Genomic DNA, 19,741 nt, shown 5'->3' with positions numbered 1-19,741 from the left:
CACGCTTTGCCTGGTTTTTTAGAGGCACTGCGCCTCACGAACTTGAATTCGATGAGGCGCGTGAGTGATCAGAAGAGGTAGGTGGCGTAGACCTGAAGGGCAGAGAAATCCTTATCTCCAAACACTTCCTTGGCCGCCGTCTTCGGCTTTACCTGGTTGTACGACAGAGTGATGTAGGCGTTCTTCGTAAGGGCAAGGTCAGCGAAAATAGCGGCTTCGTCTGCAAACTCTTTGCTGCTTACAGCAGTGCCGTAATAATTGCTTTTGTCCAGGTCGAAGTCGTAATACGCGGCACCCAGGGTCACCTCCGGCGTTATAGGGAATGCGGCCTTCCACATACCCACCACTTCGTTGCTGTTGTTTAGCAAGTAGTTGCCAGTGATGTCACCGATTACCCAAGCGCCGCGATCCATGTAGCCTTTGGCCAGAGGATCCCAGCTTTCTCGCTTTCCGTCGTTAGGGTCGTCATCTCCAGAAAACGCCGCATAGCGGTAAGTGATCTGTGGTGTTACGGGCAAAGCAGAGAAGGTGTATGCAGCCTGGGCATACCAGGCGTTCCCTTTGAACTCGACGCCTTCACCGCTTCCACGTTGGACTGCGTATTCAGCGTCGAGCGTCAGATCATCAATGCCTGGCACCTTCATTGACAGCAGTCTGAAGTCGTAGACGTTCATGCCGTTCTTCGGCGCGGTGCGCTGGAAGTTTGCGTCGGTATCGCTCACATGGATGTACGCCGCGCCCACCTTGCCGTAGGGGGCTTTGTAATCCATGTTGATGCCAGACAGCTTTTGATGCCCCATGTGCTTATCGGTCGTAACGGTAAATGCTTCTGCTGAGAAAGCTGATTTGCCCGCATAACGAAGGATGATCGTGTCTTCAAACGCTCGGCGCGGATCTCCCCAGTACGTTCCTTCGTCGAGCATCCCCAGATGCCCATCCGCGATGATGAAACCGTTGCCGATCACGTAGCCTTGGCGGCCTGCGCTTATGCTCAGATCTTTGTACTGGGCGCCTAGATAAAGATCTTCCCAACTGGTCTTGCCATCTCCCCCACGCGTGTATCCGCCGGCATCGCCGTCGCCACCGGTGTGGGTTGTGATGAATGATAGGCCCGAGAAAAATTTCACGGAATCATTCAGGTCGTATTTAAGTTCAAGTTTTGGTTTCAGGAATGCTTCAAACCAGTCTGCACGATCTCCGTGATTCTCTCCGTTACGGAAGTCAATCTGGCCAAGACCAAAGTTGACTCCTTTTGTCGAGAGTGCCGCTCCGCCTAGCAACACGCTGGTGCTGCCACTCAGGTCGCCGTAAGTAAAGTTGTATTCGGCTTTCGCTACTGGAAGTTGTGTTACCGCTATAGCGGTAAGCGTGACGCCACTGATATTTTTGAAAAAACTTGGCCACAGCCCGCTGCTGTTCCCCATAACACTCTCCGAACTTTTGTTGGATGGGTAGCAATACCCTTTTTATGAGAAGTGCGAGGCGACCGTTAACGCTATGTTTCAAGCCCTAGCATCTGCGAATAGCAGTTTCCTCCTTGGCGGTCGCACTAAATAACCTTACTGGAGCGATCTGGTAGGAGGACATACCCCTATCGGGGCACTTTGCTGGAAAAAGCCTCAGTTTGCGTCGGGCACTCGGGAACCCTTCAACGACTGCATTCAAGCAAGTTGATTGAAGACGGTTATTTCAACTAACCACGGCATCTACATAGGAACAATCTACACCGCTTGATGCCTCATGACTTCTATCGAGTCGGCGATGGCGCCTGCCATGAGCAGACGGTGTGAGGGGGTAAGTTCAAGGGGAAGGATGGCCTCTACCACGTACCAGGGCCCGTGTATTCGGGAAGCTTGGTACCGCCCTTCAAGGCAGCGCGGCGGGCGAGGCCAGAGGAGAGTATCGACCTGGGTGGCTTGCGGGTCCGCTTGCTGAGCGTACCAGGACAGATCAAGGACGAAGTGGCTTTGTGCGATGAGGCACAGGGCAGCCTACTGGCTGGTGAGCAAGCGCTATCGGCAGCAGAAATCGGGTCGTTAGCGCTCGCTCCATCAAGCCACGTGTTTGGCGTTTCCCACGTAAGGGGAGGGAAGTACCGTCGCGGCAAACAGGCTGCACAGTTGCAGTTCAGTATTGACGCCCAGCTTGGCATAAATGTTTCTGCGATGGACCTTGACGGTCTGTGCACTGATCTCCAGCAAACGAGCAATTTCTTTGGTGCACTTGCCTTGTAGCATCCAACGAGTGATTTCCCGCTCCCGCACGGTCAGCAGATCCTCACCGAACCTGGCCAGACGTGTTTCGATAGAATGCGGCACAAGGTCTTGCTTCGCCGATCGCTGCTTCCAGAAATTTTTCAGCAAACACTCGATCAGTGGATAGACGCTGCTCAACGTTGCCAGTTCGTCTTCATGGGCAACACCGCCACGTCGGCCAATCGATAGCACCAGGGATTGGCGAGGCGCCACTGGCAACAAGATATCGATCTCGTCATGCAGGTGTAGATCCTCATAGTAGGTTCGGTAGTACGCAGAGTTTTTCAACGCGCAAGTACTTGCATTGATTTGAATCACGCTACCCGTGCCATCGTATCGAAGCTTATCCAGCAGCGGATCTTCTTTGTATGCCGATGCGAAGTAATTTTCGAAATACTGATAATGCCGATGCGCTGGGATGTCATGAGAAATGATTATTGGCAAATCGCTGCCATGGTCGTACGCCTTGAGGATGAAAGTATCGTGTTCGATAAAATGTTTCATCGCATCGGAAAGCAATCCCGGAAGGCCATTCTCCAATTGTCTGTCAAACAGACTGGCAAGGACCATGTTCCAGTTCACAACTTCCTGGAGCGACAATATCTGATTGAGTGCCATGTTCAATACCGCTAGTTCGAGAACGATTGCAGGGAGAAATCAAGCAAAAAATACGCCAGAGGAGTTGTGTGCGGACCTTTGTGGACTGGACCACCAGAGTTGCACCATCAGGCAGGGGTCCTTGCTCACTCTGGGTCCAGCGAATCTGCCTAAATCACGTCAGGGCGTGTTGAAGACAGTGGGAATGGCTGTCCTGAATGTTACTCCACGTATCGCAGCTCTTTCTAAACAGTTGGAGAGTGTCTCGATTTTCCACACCGGTCAGTAGAGGGGCACTTCCGTTGCCGACTGGTAATGGGTTAATGACCTACCCCGATAGTTGTATGTACAGCCACCGGTCTACTTTTTACTCTTCTCTCAGTCCTGCTCCCAATGCCTGACCGTACTAGGTGTGGGGCGATTTAAACATGATTAAAGCCTTGATTACTGTGAGGGGCGCTATGGTTCCGCATGTAAGTCACTGCTCTTGTCTTTCCTGAAGGTAATAATTAGAAAGTTAGCTCACTACTCATTTACACGTCATGGTGCCGTTGCTACAGACAACGCAAGCACCATGAAAAATGCTGGCAAACGTTTACCTTTCGGATGCGAGTGCGGCGCGGCTAAAGGCGTTTTTACATAAAGGCATCGCTTTACTTGAATCAAGAATCCCGATGTAAGAACGCCCTTGGTCGAAAGCGCTTCAAGCTAGTGCTTGGGAAATTTCCTACAAGTTGCCGGGATAAATCCTTCGCTTCCAGTGAAATGGAATTGCCAGAATTTTCCCCTCAAGTCATTGGCAGAGTAACTGGCGAGATGTGCTCCCCTAGCGTCCTGGTTTTAGAAGAACAAACGTTTCAGCGTGGCGCGTTAGTTACGGCTCTCCAGCATCTGGGTGTCGACGATATTTTGCAGGCGGATGACAGCGAGCGGGCCCTGACGCAAATATACCGGGCGGGAGGCGTTGACATTGTGCTTTGTGACCTGAGCAATACGGCCGTCGACTGTCTGGACTTTCTGACCCAGGTCGCAGAGAACGGCATGGCTCGTGCTGTTGCGCTGTGCAGCGAGCTGAAGCCGGAATTGCGCCGTGCAGTCGAACAGATGACCTGCCTTTCGGGGTTGCAGATGCTCGGCGTCATGAGCAAACCCACGCAGCTGTATACATTGCAGGAAATCCTCAGTCGCTATTCTCGCCGGCGGCCGGCACCGGACGTCGAGTCGTCGCCTCACTCTAGGCTCCCGAGCGAGGAGGACGTGCGGCGGGGCCTGGCCCATAGGGAGTTCAAGGCCTGGTTCCAACCCAAGTTCGATTTGAAAACTTCCGCGGTGGCCGGGGCAGAGGCGCTGGTGCGTTGGCAGCACCCGGTCAGAGGCCTGTTGTTGCCCAAGGACTTTCTGGCGGCCGTATTGGCCTATGACCTGATCGACGAAATGCTCAAGCAGCTGCTGGAGCAAGGGATGAGTTTGCTGAATGCCTTGCGCCGATCCGGTCTGAGCCTGGAGTTGGCGTTCAACCTTCACGCCTCGCAATTGGCCCGCAACGACCTGATCGAGCACATTGAACATCTGTTGAAGCGTCACGGTTTCCCAGGATGGACGTTGTTGTTCGAAGTGGCTGAAAACGGCTTGCTGGATGTTCCTCGCACGACATGGGAAAACCTCCAACGCCTGCGCCTGCTGGGGTGCGGTCTGTCGATTGATGATTTCGGCATGGGCTTTTCATCGTTGACGTTGCTCAGCCAACTGCCGTTCAACCAGCTCAAGCTCGACGGCCAACTCGTCCGATCCATCGAGGACCCACGGACCCATGCGATGGTCACCAGCACCGTGGCACTGGCCCGCGCGCTGAACATGAGCCTGGTGATCGAAGGCGTCGGCAGCCACGTTATCCGCGACGGATTGGTGGAAATGGGGTGTTCATTTGGCCAGGGCTTCCACCTGGCGCGTCCGATGGAGGCCCAGAGGTTCCTGCGGTGGTTGCAGGAATCCGATTCACCCGTTTGAAAGCGTCAGTCTCGGTTCCTCAAACAACTCGATATAACTGCCTGATTACTGAGTGATCCGGGCGGCATAAACCGGTGATTTGTTCCATACTTTTTTGATGCATGGCCCATTTCGTCACTGGTATTTTCCTGTGCGTATTGCAGTGAGGTTCAAATGCATAAAGCGTTGATTGTAGACGATCATCCATTCATTCGGGCGACGGTGAAGGTGTTGCTTGAGCGTGAGCAATTCGAAGTCGTTGCCGAGGCCGACAATGGCGCCGATGCCGTGCAAATGGCTCGCAAGTATGAGCCGGAACTGATCCTGCTGGATATCGTCATGCCCAGCCTCGACGGTCTGGAAGTCATCAATCGGATCAGTGCTCTGAAACTGTCGAGCAAGATCCTGGTGTTGACCTCTCAGTCCGCGGCGTTTTATGCCATGCGCTGCATGAAAGCGGGCGCTGCCGGTTACATTTCGAAAACCGATGAATTGAGCGAACTGAGCAAAGCGATCAAGGCGCTGATGGCCGGCTATACCTTTTTTCCCAATCTTGCCGGAAACTCCGTGCGCCGCAGTGATATCGACTCCACCGAGCTGGAGATGATCCGCGGACTGTCTGATCGAGAATTGGTCATTTTGCAGCAACTTGCCCGGGGCCTGAGCAACAAGGAAATCGGTGATGCCATGTTGTTGAGTAACAAGACCGTCAGTACCTATAAAACCCGCCTCATTGAAAAACTCAATGTGAAGTCGGTGGTGTATCTGGCCGACTTTGCCAAGCGCAATAACCTGATTTAGATGAAAATTCTTCTGCGTTGCTTTGGGCTGACCGTCTGCCTGCTCGGTCAGTTGGGGAGTGTTTCGCCGGTACAGGCTGCGGTGCAAACCCTGAACCTCTTCGGTCGCTCGAACGGTGAACTGCCTGCGATCGTTCTGGATGAAGCGGACTGGCGCTGGTTGCGCGATAAAGGATCACTGCGCCTGGGGGTATCGCTGCCGGACAGCGCGCCCTTCGGCATGATCACCGGGGGCCAGGATTACGAGGGCATCACGGCCGATTATGCCGCGCTGCTGGCCAGCATGTTGCACATCAGGATCGAAGTGCTTCGTTATGATTCCCGGGCCGAGGCGATGCAGGCGCTCAGGGACGGTGAGCTGGATCTGGTGGGCACCGTCAACAGTTTCGATGGGACAGATCCGGAGCTGGCGCTCACCAGTCCCTATGTGCAGGCACCGTCGGTGCTGGTGACGCGCTGTGGCACCAGCAAGGTGTTGGCGCCTGACCTGGCTGGCAATCGCCTTGCCGTCGTTGATCACGTTCAGCCGACGGATGCGGTCACCGCGAACTACCCCAAGGCAGCGCTACAGCTGCACCCATCGGCCCAGAGCGCGATCGGTGCCGTGGCATTCCATCAGGCGGATGCGTATCTGGGCGATGCCGTCAGTACCCATTATCTGGTCGGCAAATACTTCCACAATGACGTCTACCTGACGACGTTGTCGGGGGTGTTCAGCACACATTTCTCGTTCGCCCTGAATCAGCGCAACCGTCAGCTCCTGCAGATCATCAATGCGGCGCTGGAGGTGATCCCGATCAGCGATCGCATGACGATCCTGCGTCGGTGGGGAGCAGGGGACCTCAACGTTGCCGGCCTTGACCCGCTCCAGTTCACAGAAGCCGAACAACGCTGGATGCACAAGCACCCTCGACTGACAGTGGCCGTCAACGACGGTCTTCCGCCGGTCTCCTTTTTTGATGGGCAGGGTGAATTCCGGGGTATCGGCGCCGAGGTGCTGGCCAAGGTCAGCCAGCGCACCGGTCTGAAATTCGATGTCCTGCGCAGCAGCTCGATGGAGAAATTGATCGAGCAGGTCCGGGCCGGCAATGCGGATCTGATCGCGGCCTTCACCCCCAGTGCCGTCCGGGAAGGCGAGCTGCGGTTCACCCGGCCTTATCTGACCAGCCCGTTTGTCCTGATCACGCAGGAGGGGGCAGACAGGCCGCAATCGCTGGAAGGCATGGTCGGCAAACGACTGGCGATGCGGCGCGGCAATGCGCTGAGTGAGTATATTCGTGGGACATTCCCGGGTATTCAACTGGTCGAGACAGCGACGTCGGCCGAAGCCTTGGCGTTGCTGGACAAAGGCGAAGCGGACGGTGCCCTCAATTCGCTGATCAACGGGCGCTACATGATTCTGCGGCAGTACCGCGACCGTCTGCGGGTGGCCAGTGTTGTCGGTCCTCTGTCGGCACCGACTGGGTTCGCCACCGATCGTGGGGCGTTGGAGCTGTACTCGATTCTGGACAAGGCCCTGCAAAGCATTCCTCCGGAAGAACTGGATGAACTGACGAGCCCTTGGCGCCACGACGTGGTGATCGATAACGACAGCTGGCTGCACCATCGCTCGGCGGTCATCCAGGGGTTTGTCATTTTCGCGCTGTTGCTGATTCTGGCGCTGGTGTGGATCGCTCATCTGCGCAAACTGGTGTCTATCCGTGTGAAGGCCGAACGGGCGCTCAACGATCAGATGGAGTTCATGAGGGCCTTGATCGATGGCACGCCCCATCCGATTTACGTGCGCGACCGCGAAGGGCGACTGATCAGCTGCAACTCGGCCTACCTGGACGCGCTGGGCCTGCCGCGCGAAGCCGTGATGGGCAAGCGTCTGATCGACAGCCCGGTGGTTGGGCGTTCCGATGCTCAGACGTTCCAGGCCGAATACGTCAAGGTCATGGAGAGCGGCACGCGATGGCTCCAGGATCGCACCTACATCCACACCGATGGCGTGGTGCACACGGTGTATCACTGGATGCTGCCGTATCACACCAGTGAAGGCGTGGTGATGGGCATCATTGCCGGCTGGATCGACATCAGCGACCGTCAGCGCCTGATGGAGCAATTGCAGAATGCCAAGAAAAGCGCCGACGACGCCAACCGGGCGAAAACCACCTTTCTGGCGACCATGAGCCATGAAATCCGCACGCCGATGAATGCCGTGATCGGCATGCTCGAACTGGCGATGAAGAAGGCCGATCAAGGCATCATGGACCGGTTCGCAATCGAAGTGGCCTCAGGTGCGGCCCGGGGGTTGCTGGATCTGATCGGCGACATTCTCGACATCGCACGAATCGAATCCGGCCGCCTGTCCCTGACCCCGGAACGGGCCAGCCTGCGTGAGTTGGTCGAATCGGTGGTGCGCATGTTCGAAGGGGTGGCACGGCAGAAGGGGGTGCGGCTGTTGCTGGATTTCGACCTCAAGGCCTGTCGCGATGTCCTGATCGATCCCCTGCGTTTCAAACAGATCCTGTCCAACCTTCTGAGCAACGCGATCAAGTTCACCGACGAAGGCGAAGTGCGCTTGAGTGTTCAGACGGTACTCGGCGTGTGCGGCGAGCGCCTGGCGATTCATGTCCAGGTGAAGGATTCGGGCATTGGCATTTCGGCCGAAGATCAGGCGCTGTTGTTCAACCCGTTCGGCCAGGCCCGCAGTAATCATCAGTCGGCGCGGGGTGGTTCGGGGTTGGGGCTGGTCATCAGCCGTACCTTGTGTGAAATGATGGACGGGCAATTGCACCTGACCAGCGTGCCGGGCAAGGGCACACAGATTGATATCCGCCTCGATCTTCTGATCCTGCAACCTGTGCCCGCCGCCGAGTCGCCTGCGGCCGTGCTCACGGATCAGGCGAGTGTGCTGAATATTTTGGTGATCGACGATTACCCGGCCAACCGATTGCTGCTCTCTCAGCAACTGTCTTACCTCGGTCACAGCGTCAGCGACGCCGAGGACGGCGCCCATGGCCTGCGCGCCTGGCGCAATGGCCATTTCGATGTGGTGATCACCGACTGCAACATGCCGGTCATGAACGGTTATGAATTGACGCGGGCCATCCGTGACGAAGAAAAGTCATCGGGGGCCGAGCCTTGCTTGATCCTCGGCCTGACCGCCAATGCCCAGCCAGAGGAAAAAGACCGCTGCCTGGCAGAGGGGATGGACGATTGCCTGTTCAAACCGACCAGCCTGGGTGACCTGAGTGCCCGACTTGCCTCGGTGCAGTCCGGTTCGGAATCATCTACGCATGGCGCCCTGAGCCCTGTTGTCGAGGGCGACATCGATCTGAGCAGCCTGCAGCAACTGACCAGCGGCGATCACCGCGCGATCAGGAAGTTGCTGGGGGATCTGGCCTGCAGCAACGAAGAGGATATGTTGCGGCTCATCAAACTGTTCGGCGAGCACGACTTGTCGGGGCTTTCCGATCTGGCCCACCGGGTCAAGGGCGGGGCGCGGATCATCAAGGCAGACAGTCTGATCCTGTGCTGCGAGCAGTTGGAAACCGTCTGTATGGGGGCTGACGCTGCCGCGCTGACAGAGGCGGTGGATGCGTTGCAACAAGCGATGGAGCGATTGGCGCAGACGCTGGAGCAACGTATCAGTGAGCCGGCATTGTAGTTTTTTCAATCACTACCGTATTTGTCGGGGTAATGGTTCCACACCGAATGCAGTTGGCCGACCAGGTCGAGGTAGCTTCCGTTGTCGGCATAACTAATGTGTGTGATACGCACCCAGAGCGGCCATCTGGCGTCCAGATTCAGGTGTTGTGCTTCCGTACCCATGCCTGCTCTTCGGACGCTTTCGCATCGCAGCCGCAGCCATCCCATTTGAGCGTCTGTTGCTCGCCCATCCGCGGGGGCAACGTGCCGGGCAGGCCCGAGCCCGCCACGGCGGGGCGCAATATGAGGGTAGGAGAGGGGCGCGGTGCTGTGGGTATCGAGGACTGTGGCGTCGACGGTGTCGTCGCCGGATAGATGCTGCTCAGATAGACGCTGTTGGCATCGCCGGCGTGCAGTTGACCGTCGCGCCGGCTGCGGCAGTGCAGCCAAACTTCAAAGTTTTAATAAAGTTGTGTGATCAACGAGGCCGTTGTTGATGGCGGATAGGCGTGTGAGTGGAATGTTTTCGGGGGCGCCTGATATGAAGTCATGTACTACACGCGGTTGAACATGATGTTGTTTTCCTTGGCGATCAGTTGTGCTCGATCCACTTTCAATTTCAGGGCGTTTGCAGCCGCCCGCAGGGATCGTCCGGATTCAGCCAGTTCCCGCAGGGCGGGTGCGAGTTTCGCACGCTCGGCCCGCTGGACTTTTTGATGACCCGTGACAGGCCCCTCGGAAAGGAAACCGCTGTGGCCTGACGGGATGTTCTGGATCGTTTTTCCGGCGGCAAGAAACGCCTCTTTGGATTTTTCCAGGTCAGAAATAATGGCTGCGCGTGGGTCGGACATGGGTTCGCCAATCACTGCAAATCTCCTATCGGTTTTATACCCTGCTTTTGGAGAGATAAACTTGAGGGTCTCGCCAAAATAAATATCGGAAAAGCAAGTTCAGAACGCCAAGAACGGCGTCAAGCTTCTGGTTTGCGTTCCCGTCACTTGTTAAGTTGTTTCAATAACTGTTCGATCTGTAGCGTCAGATTCTGGCGGGTGGCGCTACCCCTTTCGCAATCTTCGCCTTGCCACGATTTACTGTGCGCGATCAGTAATTCAAGATTTTTTTTGTGTCGCCTAAGCAGGATTCGTAGTTGTCTTCGATCTTTAGTCATGTCCGACCCGGTCTGGAGAGGTTGGCCGATATCCACAGTCAATTGATGCGCAAACGTTAATGAAGGTCGCAATGCACTGTCTGTAGGAAATTTCGCAACGATCAAACACGATTGCGGTGTTAGGCGTCAGTAACTCCCCGGTATTGTGTTCGGAAATTTCCTACTTTCAGAAGGAAGTTTCCTAGAGATACCTGCTGATCAAGTCCGGACAATTGGCTCATTCCTTTCAGAGTGAGCTGCTTCCATGCCCATGCTCCCGCTACGCATTCTGGTTCTTGGCGACATGGCCTCCCATTGTTTGAGGGTGGCCAACGTGCTACGGCAATCTGGATGCCAGGAAGTCTTCGTTGCCGTGGATGAGGGGCAGGCACTCGCGAGTCTCGAACAGATCGGTCCGGTGGATGTAACGCTTTGCGTCTTGCGCAAGGAGGGCGGGGGCATCCTGGACCTTTTGCAGGCCATGGGCCGTTCCGGGCTGGCAGGGTCGATCATCATCAGCAGTACGCTGTCGGCCGATGCGCGCAGTGTGCCGGGGCAACTGATTTCGCTGTTGGGCATGGCGCTGCTGGGCGATGTCAGCAAACCTTTGCAACCCGGGGCATTGCAGCTATTGCTGGCCAAGCACTTGAACGAGCCCATCAACGAATCGGGCGTGCTGCCTGTCGTACCGGCCACTGAAGAAGAGGTTCGTCGGGCGCTCGCCGGCCATCAGTTGCACACGTACTTTCAGCCCAAGTTCAACCTGCAGACGGGGGACGTGTGCAGTATCGAAGCGCTGGCGCGCTGGCACCATCCGTTCAAAGGTGTCTTGCCGCCCTCGGTGTTCATGCCGGTTATCGAGCGTTGCGGATGGCTGGATGAGTTGCTGTTCCTTCAGCTGGAACAAGGCCTGAGGCTCCAGCGCCAGGCCCTCAATCAAGGGTTTGCCCTGAATGTCGCGTTCAATCTGCATGCGGGGCAACTGGTCAACCCGGACCTCACGGGCCGGATTCAGACCATATTGGCGGCTCATGATCTACCCGGTTCCGGGCTTACCTTCGAGTTGACAGAAACGGGGTTGCTCGAGGCACCGGCCATCAGCCTGGAAAGCCTGGTGCGCCTGCGAATGATGGGGTGCAGCCTGTCTATCGATGATTTCGGCGCCGGTTTTTCATCACTGCAGCGGCTGTGCCAGTTGCCGTTCAATGAAATAAAACTCGATGGCGAGTTCGTGCGTGGTCTCAAGCACGAGCCGCGCCGTCGCGCAGTTATCAGCAGCACATTGGCACTGGGCGAGGCGTTGGGCATGTCGGTGGTGGTGGAAGGAATCGAAACCGAAGAACAACGCAAAGTGCTGCTGGAACTGGGTTGTAAACAAGGGCAGGGCTACTTGTGCGCGCGACCGATGTCGGCGGCCAGTTTGTTGAATTGGCTGGATCTTCAACGGGGGGCAGAGGCCAGTTATTGAGAGGCTTATTCAAGTGCGCAATGCATGGGTTCATTTGGAAAACGCATAACGCCAAAGACATTGATTACATGTTCTTTGGCGTTTTTTTTATGGGCGTCGGGAGGGACTTTATTGATGTTTGTTGGTTGGGAAATTTCCTACAAACAGCAGGAAATTTCCTAACTTAATCCGCAGAGGCAGTCGAGAAAATACGCTCACTTGATTCCATTGTGATGCCTGTTCGCTACGTCAAGCGAAGTTCGATTCTCGCCGTTTACGGACGGGATTCGATGTTTGTCGGCGAGGTTCTGTATCCGTAATCGAATTAAAGGCGGAAGTCATCACGCCATGGATGACGCAGATTTCGGAGGTTGGCTCAATGCCAGTTGAGTGATGAATAGAATATTTTCGGTTGTCTGGAACACGTCGTTACGCTGCTGGGTAGTAGCGTCAGAACTTGCTGATAAAAAGACCAGGTGTGGCACGATAGGGCGGCAGGAAGTTGGTTTTAAACCACTTATCGCTATACAGGGCTGCACGCATACGCTGAGTGTATTGGCGGTGGGGTTAAGTCTGACCCTCGGATGGTCTGAGTCAGGGCATGCATCCCTCTTTATACCAAATAGTGCTTGCGGTCCAAGTGGTCACAATGACGTAGGCCGAATAACTGATCCTGGTAGTACTGCTGATGCAACGGGCAACGCTGGTACTTATTCGAGTATTGCCGGTTGCAGTGCTAACGGTGGGAGCGTCAGTGCGGCCACTGTTTTTGGGGCTTTTGGCAAAGTTACGGGAGAAGGCGGATCGGCGTTCGGCTTTTTTGCCAGCTCCGTGAAGTGGGGTACGGCATTGGGATTGAATACCGTTGCATCGGGTATCTCAAGTACTGCTGTGGGGTACGGTAGCAATGCGCAGGGGGTCAATAGCGTGGCCATCGGTGGTTCGGCCGCCAACTCTGCCGGCACTGCATCGCTTACTGTGGCCAACTCCACCACTGCGTCCGACGAAGGTGCTATTGCCATCGGGAGTAATACAACCCGCGGAGCCCAGGCCGGAGCGAAAAATTCCATCGCTCTTGGTGCCGAATCAACGGTGGCGGCTGCTGCCAGTTCCGCTGTTGCAATCGGGCAGTTGGCATCCGCGACCGTCGCCAATAGCGTGGCACTGGGTTCGAACTCATCAGCCACCGGCTCCACGCTGAGTACTCTCGCTTATGGTGTCGGTGGCTCGGCGACGGCGGGCGGTGAAGTGAACATCGCCAACGGCGCCAGCGGTCGTCGTATTACCGGTCTTGCCGCCGGAGCCAATGCGACTGACGCTGTCAATGTCAGCCAACTGAATAAAACTGGCCAGGACACGGCAACGGCCCTGGGCGGTGGCGCGGCGGTCAACGCGATAACCGGTGCATGGACGGCGCCGAGCTATTCGACCAACAGCATCAACGCGACCGGTGCCAACACCGGCCCATTGGTCAGCAACAACGTCGGTGCAGCGCTGACCAATCTCAACACCAGCGTGACCAACACGGCAGCCGTGGCGGTGAAGTACGACGATGCCGCGACGAAGAATCAGGTGACCTTCAACCCGGCGGGTACGGCGGTCAAGTTGACCAATGTCGCGGCTGGAACCTTGAACGCCACCAGTACCGACGCGGTGAATGGTTCGCAGTTGTTTGCGAGCAGCCAGAACACTGCGGCGGCCCTGGGTGGCGGCGCGGCGGTCAACTCGACAACCGGTGCGTGGACGGCGCCGAGTTATTCCACCAACAGTATCAGCGTGACCGGCAGCAACACTGGCCCGCTGATCAGCAATGACGTTGGCGCAGCACTGACCAACCTCAATACCAGCGTGACCAACACGGCGGCTGTGGCGGTGAAATACGACGATGCGACGACTAAAGCTCAGGTGACTTTCAACCCGGCGGGCACAGCGGTGAAGTTGACCAATGTCGCGGCCGGTGCCTTGAACGCTACCAGCACCGACGCGGTGAACGGCTCGCAATTGTTCGCGACCAACCAGACCGTCGACAACATCGTCAACAACGGTGCCGGCATCAAGTATTTCCACAGCAATTCGGTTCTCGCCGACAGCACCGCGACGGGCCAGGACAGCGTGGCCATCGGCCCGCTCGCGAGCGCGACCATTGCCAATGGTGTGGCGCTCGGCTCCAACTCGTCCGCCACGGGCGCGACATTGGCCAACGCGGCTTATGGTGTCGGCGGGGCGGCGACAGGTGGTGAAGTGAACATCGCCAACGGCGCTGATGGCCGGCGCATCACCGGTTTGGCGGCCGGCAGTTCGGCGACAGACGCAGTCAATGTCAACCAACTGAACAAAGCAGGCCAAGATACCGCGATCGCCCTGGGCGGCGGCGCAGCACTTGATGCGACCACCGGAGCATGGACAGCCCCCAGCTATTCCACCAACAGCATCGGCGCAACCGGTGCCAACACCGGTCCATTGGTCAGCAACAACGTTGGCGCGGCACTGAGCGACCTCAACACCAGCGTGACCAACACCGCTGCTGTGGCGGTGAAGTACGACGATGCTTCCACCAAAACTCAGGTGACCTTCAACCCGGCGGGCACGGCGGTGAAGTTGACCAATGTCGCGGTGGGTGCCTTGAGCGCCACCAGCACTGACGCGGTGAATGGCAGCCAGTTGTTTGCGAGCAGCCAGGACACAGCAGCGGCATTGGGTGGCGGTGCGGCGGTCAACGCGACAACCGGGGCATGGACGGCACCGAGTTATTCGACCAACAGCATCAGCGCAACCGGTGCCAACACCGGCCCATTGGTCAGCAGCGACGTCGGTGCAGCGCTGAGCAATCTCAACACCAGCGTGACCAACACGGCGGATGTGGCGGTGAAGTACGACGATGCTTCCACCAAAACCCAGGTGACCTTCAACCCGGCGGGCACGGCGGTGAAGTTGACCAATGTCGCAGCCGGTGCGTTGAACAGCGCTAGCACCGATGCAGTTAACGGCTCGCAACTGTTCGCCACCAACCAGACCGTCGACAACCTCGTCAACAACGGTGCCGGCATCAAGTATTTCCACAGTAATTCAGTTCTCGCCGACAGCACCGCGAGCGGCCAGGACAGCGTAGCCATCGGCCCGCTCGCGAGCGCGACCGTTGCCAATGGTGTGGCGCTGGGCTCCAACTCGTCCGCTACAGGCACAACGTTGGCCAACGCGGCTTACGGCGTCGGTGGCGCCGCGACGGGTGGTGAAGTGAACATCGCCAATGGCGCTGATGGCCGTCGCATCACCGGTCTTGCCGCCGGTTCCAGCGCAACGGATGCGGTGAACGTCAGCCAGCTCAATCTGATCGGGCAAAGCGCGGCACTGGCTTTGGGCGGTGGTGCTCAACTCGATCCAGCCACCGGTGTGTGGACGGCACCGAGTTATTCGACCAACAGCATCGGCGTGACCGGCAGCAACGCTGGCCCGCTGGTCAGCAACAACGTCGGCGCGGCACTGAGCGACCTCAACATCAGCGTGACCAACACCGCTGCCGTGGCGGTGAAGTACGACGATGCTTCCACCAAGACCCAGGTGACCTTCAACCCAGCGGGTACCGCGGTGAAGCTGGCCAATGTCGCGGCCGGTAACTTGAACAGCACCAGCACCGACGCGGTGAACGGCTCGCAGCTGTTCGCAACCAACCAGACCGTCGACAACCTCGTCAACAACGGCGCTGGGATCAAGTATTTCCACGGCAATTCGACCCTCGCTGACAGCAGCGCGACGGGTCAGGACAGCGTGGCCATCGGCCCACTCGCGAGTGCGACCGTTGCCAATGGTGTGGCTCTCGGCTCCAATTCGTCCGCCACTGGCACAACTTTGGCCAATGCGGCTTATGGTGTTGGCGGTGCGGCGACAGGTGGTGAAGTGAACATCGCCAACGGCGCCGATGGTCGTCGTATTACTGGCCTTGCCGCCGGTTCCAGCGCGACCGATGCCGTCAACGTCAGCCAACTGAACAAAGCAGGCCTAGACACCGCGACCGCCCTGGGCGGCGGTGCAGCGCTTGATTCGAACACCGGTGCATGGACGGCGCCGAGTTATTCGACCAACAGCATCAGCGTGACCGGCAGCAACACCGGCCCGCTGGTCAGCAACAACGTCGGAGCAGCGCTGACCAACCTCAATACCAGCGTGACCAACACGGCGGCTGTGGCGGTGAAATACGACGATGTCACGACTAAAAATCAGGTGACCTTCAATCCGGCGGGTAGCTCGGTGAAGTTGACCAATGTCGCGGCCGGAACCTTGAATGCCACCAGCACCGACGCCGTGAACGGTTCGCAGCTGTTCGCGACCAACCAGACCGTCGACAACCTCGTCAACAACGGTGCTGGGATCAAGTATTTCCACAGCAACTCGACCCTCGCCGATAGCAGTGCTACCGGCCAGGACAGCGTGGCAATGGGGCCGGCCGCTGTTTCCGGGGGCATCAACAGCGTTGCGTTGGGCAATGGCGCCACGGCCGGTGTCGATAACAGTGTTGCTCTGGGATCTGGCTCGTCCGCCACGGGCGCGACACTGGCCAATGCGGCTTATGGTGTCGGCGGGGCGGCGACGGGGGGCGAAGTGAACATTGCCAACGGCGCCGACGGCCGTCGCATTACCGGTCTTGCCGCCGGTTCCAGTCCGACGGATGCGGTCAACGTCAGTCAGCTCAATCTGATCGGCCAAAGCGCAGCAATAGCTCTGGGCGGCGGCGCACAACTCGATCCAGCCACTGGCGTATGGACGGCGCCCAGTTACTCCACTAACAGCATCGACGCGACAGGCAGCAACACCGGGCCTTTGGTCAGCAACAACGTCGGTGCAGCGCTGACCAACCTCAACACCAGCCTGACCAACACCGCTGCCGTGGCGGTGAAATACGACGATGCCGCGACTAAAACCCAGGTGACCTTCAACCCGGCGGGTACGGCGGTCAAGTTGACCAATGTCGCGGCCGGAACCTTGAACGCTACCAGCACCGACGCGGTGAATGGCTCGCAGCTGTTCGCGACCAACCAGACCGTCGACAACCTCGTCAACAACGGTGCCGGCATCAAGTATTTCCACAGCAATTCGGTACTGGCCGACTCGCAAGCCACAGGTCTGGACAGCGTAGCCATCGGCCCACTCGCGAGCGCGACCGTTGCCAATGCTGTGGCGCTGGGCTCCAACTCGTCCGCCACGGGCGCGACATTGGCCAATGCGGCTTACGGCGTCGGTGGCGCCGCGACAGGTGGTGAAGTGAACATCGCCAATGGCGCTGATGGTCGTCGTATTACTGGCCTGGCCGCCGGTTCCAGCGCGACCGATGCCGTCAATGTCAGCCAACTGAATAAAGCAGGGCAGGACACGGCGACCGCTCTGGGCGGCGGTGCAGCACTTGATGCAACCACCGGCGTATGGACAGCGCCCAGTTATTCCACCAATAGCATCAGCGCAACCGGTGCCAACACCGGCCCGCTGGTCAGCAACAACGTCGGCGCGGCACTGAGCAACCTCAACACCAGCGTGACCAACACGGCAGCCGTGGCGGTGAAATATGACGATGCCGCGACTAAAAATCAGGTGACCTTCAACCCGGCAGGCACCGCAGTAAAGTTGACCAACGTCGCGGCCGGAACCTTGAACGCCAGCAGCACCGATGCCGTGAATGGCAGCCAGCTGTTCGCGACCAACCAAACCGTCGACAACCTCGTCAACAACGGTGCGGGCATCAAGTACTTCCACAGCAACTCGGTACTGGCCGACTCGCAAGCCACAGGTCTGGACAGCGTTGCCATCGGGCCACAGTCCATTGCCGCCGGCGCCCATTCGTTCGCCGTCGGTTCGGGTGCCAATGTGACGGCTGATGGCGGTCTCGCGCTGGGGCATCTGAGCCAGGCTCAGGTGGCGGGTGGTATCGCACTGGGTGAAGGTTCGGTTGCCGACCGTGTCCTGGCGCCGACGACAGGGTCGATTGCAGCCGGCAGCGGGGCGATCATCTACGACACTTCGGATGCCACCTTGCTTGGCTCGGTTTCGGTGGGCAAGGCCGGCAGCTACCGGCAAATCACCAACGTGGCGGACGCCACCGACGATCACGATGCCGTGACCCTGCGTCAACTGACCGGTGCGATGGGCTCGTTGAGCTCAACCGGCACCCTGTACTTCCACGCCAATTCGACGAACCCGGTGGACTCGCTCGCCAGCGGCGCGGAGTCGATCGCTGTCGGTCCGGGCACCGTGGTCAATGGCGACAACGGCATTGGTCTTGGCAATCAGGCCAAGGTCGGTCAGGCCGCCGCCGGTGGCATCGCCATCGGTCGCGATACCCAGGTGTTACTGGCGTCCGGCATCGCTGTGGGCAGCGCGGCTCAGGCAGCGGCGGAGCAATCGGTTGCGTTGGGCGCCGGGGCCAATGCCAGCCACGCCATGAGCGTGGCGCTGGGTTCGAGTGCGCTGACCACGGTCGGCGCCGAGACGGATTACAGCGCCTATCGACTGGCAGCACCGCAGACCTCAGTCGGTGAGATCGGCATCGGCACGGCACTGGGCAATCGCAAGCTCACCGGGCTGGCGGCTGGCTCGCAGGACAACGATGCGGTCAACGTGGCTCAACTGAAAGTGGTCGGCGATCAGGTGGATCAGAACACCACGGACATCACTAACCTCGGCGGTCGGGTCGGAGGGCTTGAAACCCTGATCGGCGCGGGCGGTGGCATCAAGTATCTGCACGTCAACTCGACCAAGGCCGACTCCGCCGCCACCGGCACTGACGCCATGGCGTTGGGTGCCCAGGCCCAGGCCTCGGGCAATGGTTCGGTGGCGATGGGCACCAGTGCTACGGCGTCCGCCGATGGCAGCGTCGCGGTGGGCAGCGGTTCCAGCGATGACGGTCGCGGCGCAGAAACCTACAGCGGCAAGTATTCGGGGGCGAATAACGCGACTGCGGGCACGGTGTCGGTGGGCAATGCCACCACCGGTGAAACCCGAACGGTCAGCAACGTTGCCGACGGCAAGGACGCCAAGGATGCGGTCAACGTGCGCCAACTCGACGGTGCGGTGGCTGAAGCCAAGCAATACACGGACGACTCGATTGCCAATCTGGGGGCGAATGCAGGTCAGCAGGAGGGCCGCATTATCGCCGTCGAAGACGATGTCTCCAACATCAAGAAGGGGACCGACGGCATGTTCCAGGTGAACAACCGCAGCGCGGCGGCCAAACCGAAAGCCACAGGTGTCGACTCGATCGCCGGGGGGGCGGGGGCGGTGGCTTCGGGCAAAAACAGCGCGGCGGTCGGCACAGGGTCTCAGGCCAGTGGGGAAAACTCGGTTGCCCTGGGTAACGGGGCCAAGGCTTCGGCCAGGAATGCCACGGCACTGGGTGCCAACTCGGTGGCGGATCGCGACAGCAGCGTGTCGGTCGGCAGCACTGGCAATGAGCGGCAGATCACCAACCTCGCGGCGGGTACCCACGGCACGGATGCGGTGAACCTCGACCAGTTGACCCAAAGCGTGGCGGACATCACCACCAGTGCCAATGCCTACACCGACCAGCGCTATAGGGAGCTGAAAAACGACCTCAAGCAGCAAGACGAAATTCTCAGTGCGGGGATTGCCGGTGCGATGGCCATGGCCAGTCTGCCGCAGTCGTACTCTCCGGGTTCCAGCATGACAGTGGCGGCGGTAAGCAGTTACCGCGGTCAGTCGTCGCTCGCTTTCGGTGTATCGCATATGTCCGGCAATGGCCGGTGGGTGACCAAGTTGCAGGGCAGTACGGATACCCAGCGCAAAGTGGGGGTGGCGGTGGGGATCGGTTATCAGTGGTGATCCGCAGATGGGTCTTGTGCAGTCTTAATCCAACTTTTTCGGGCAAAAAACC

At 58.4% G+C, this 19,741-nt stretch carries 8 protein-coding genes; 5 read left to right on the top strand and 3 right to left on the bottom strand.

Annotated features, from left to right (window positions below):
* Positions 1-68: 68 nt before the first annotated feature.
* Together J4E58_RS27075 and J4E58_RS27070 are read right to left on the bottom strand one after the other, a co-directional pair.
* The gene (locus J4E58_RS27075; protein WP_087090749.1) at positions 69-1,424 is read right to left on the bottom strand and encodes an alginate export family protein; all 1,356 of its coding nucleotides are present in this window, start codon (positions 1,422-1,424) and stop codon (positions 69-71) included.
* Between the two features lie 627 nt (positions 1,425-2,051).
* On the bottom strand, positions 2,052-2,873 hold the full coding sequence (locus tag J4E58_RS27070; RefSeq protein ID WP_087090752.1) for a helix-turn-helix transcriptional regulator: 822 nt from the start codon (positions 2,871-2,873) through the stop codon (positions 2,052-2,054).
* Between the two features lie 636 nt (positions 2,874-3,509).
* Here J4E58_RS27070 and J4E58_RS27065 point away from each other — a divergent pair.
* The 3 genes from J4E58_RS27065 (at position 3,510) to J4E58_RS27055 (ending at position 9,290) form a co-directional block, all read left to right on the top strand.
* Positions 3,510-4,859, top strand: a complete 1,350-nt coding sequence (locus J4E58_RS27065) for an EAL domain-containing protein (protein ID WP_256583113.1) — start codon at positions 3,510-3,512, stop codon at positions 4,857-4,859.
* A 153-nt stretch (positions 4,860-5,012) separates the two neighbouring features.
* Complete coding sequence (locus J4E58_RS27060; RefSeq protein WP_087090756.1) at positions 5,013-5,639, top strand: response regulator transcription factor; 627 nt, start codon at positions 5,013-5,015, stop codon at positions 5,637-5,639.
* On the top strand, positions 5,640-9,290 hold the full coding sequence (locus J4E58_RS27055; protein WP_087090758.1) for a transporter substrate-binding domain-containing protein: 3,651 nt from the start codon (positions 5,640-5,642) through the stop codon (positions 9,288-9,290).
* A 535-nt stretch (positions 9,291-9,825) separates the two neighbouring features.
* Here J4E58_RS27055 and J4E58_RS27050 read toward each other — a convergent pair.
* Positions 9,826-10,137, bottom strand: a complete 312-nt coding sequence (locus J4E58_RS27050) for a hypothetical protein (protein WP_087090761.1) — start codon at positions 10,135-10,137, stop codon at positions 9,826-9,828.
* A 546-nt stretch (positions 10,138-10,683) separates the two neighbouring features.
* Between J4E58_RS27050 and J4E58_RS27045 the strand changes: the two genes are divergently transcribed.
* Positions 10,684-11,886, top strand: a complete 1,203-nt coding sequence (locus J4E58_RS27045; RefSeq protein ID WP_087090763.1) for an EAL domain-containing protein — start codon at positions 10,684-10,686, stop codon at positions 11,884-11,886.
* A gap of 372 nt (positions 11,887-12,258) precedes the next feature.
* Entirely contained in the window at positions 12,259-19,689 is a 7,431-nt protein-coding gene (locus J4E58_RS27040) for a YadA-like family protein (protein ID WP_102673007.1), read from the top strand.
* The last annotated feature ends 52 nt before the right edge of the window (positions 19,690-19,741 follow it).

Source organism: Pseudomonas sp. FW305-25 (assembly GCF_017351415.1).
Taxonomy (GTDB): Bacteria; Pseudomonadota; Gammaproteobacteria; order Pseudomonadales; family Pseudomonadaceae; genus Aquipseudomonas; species Aquipseudomonas chlororaphis.
This window is presented reverse-complemented; position numbering and strand designations above follow the sequence as displayed.

Coding starts and splice junctions, on each gene's coding strand:
- J4E58_RS27040 (WP_102673007.1), top strand. CDS start 12,259: ATGAATAGAATATTTTCGGTTGTCTGGAACACGTCGTTACGCTGCTGG.
- J4E58_RS27075 (WP_087090749.1), bottom strand. CDS start 1,424: ATGGGGAACAGCAGCGGGCTGTGGCCAAGTTTTTTCAAAAATATCAGT.
- J4E58_RS27070 (WP_087090752.1), bottom strand. CDS start 2,873: ATGGCACTCAATCAGATATTGTCGCTCCAGGAAGTTGTGAACTGGAAC.
- J4E58_RS27055 (WP_087090758.1), top strand. CDS start 5,640: ATGAAAATTCTTCTGCGTTGCTTTGGGCTGACCGTCTGCCTGCTCGGT.
- J4E58_RS27045 (WP_087090763.1), top strand. CDS start 10,684: ATGCCCATGCTCCCGCTACGCATTCTGGTTCTTGGCGACATGGCCTCC.
- J4E58_RS27060 (WP_087090756.1), top strand. CDS start 5,013: ATGCATAAAGCGTTGATTGTAGACGATCATCCATTCATTCGGGCGACG.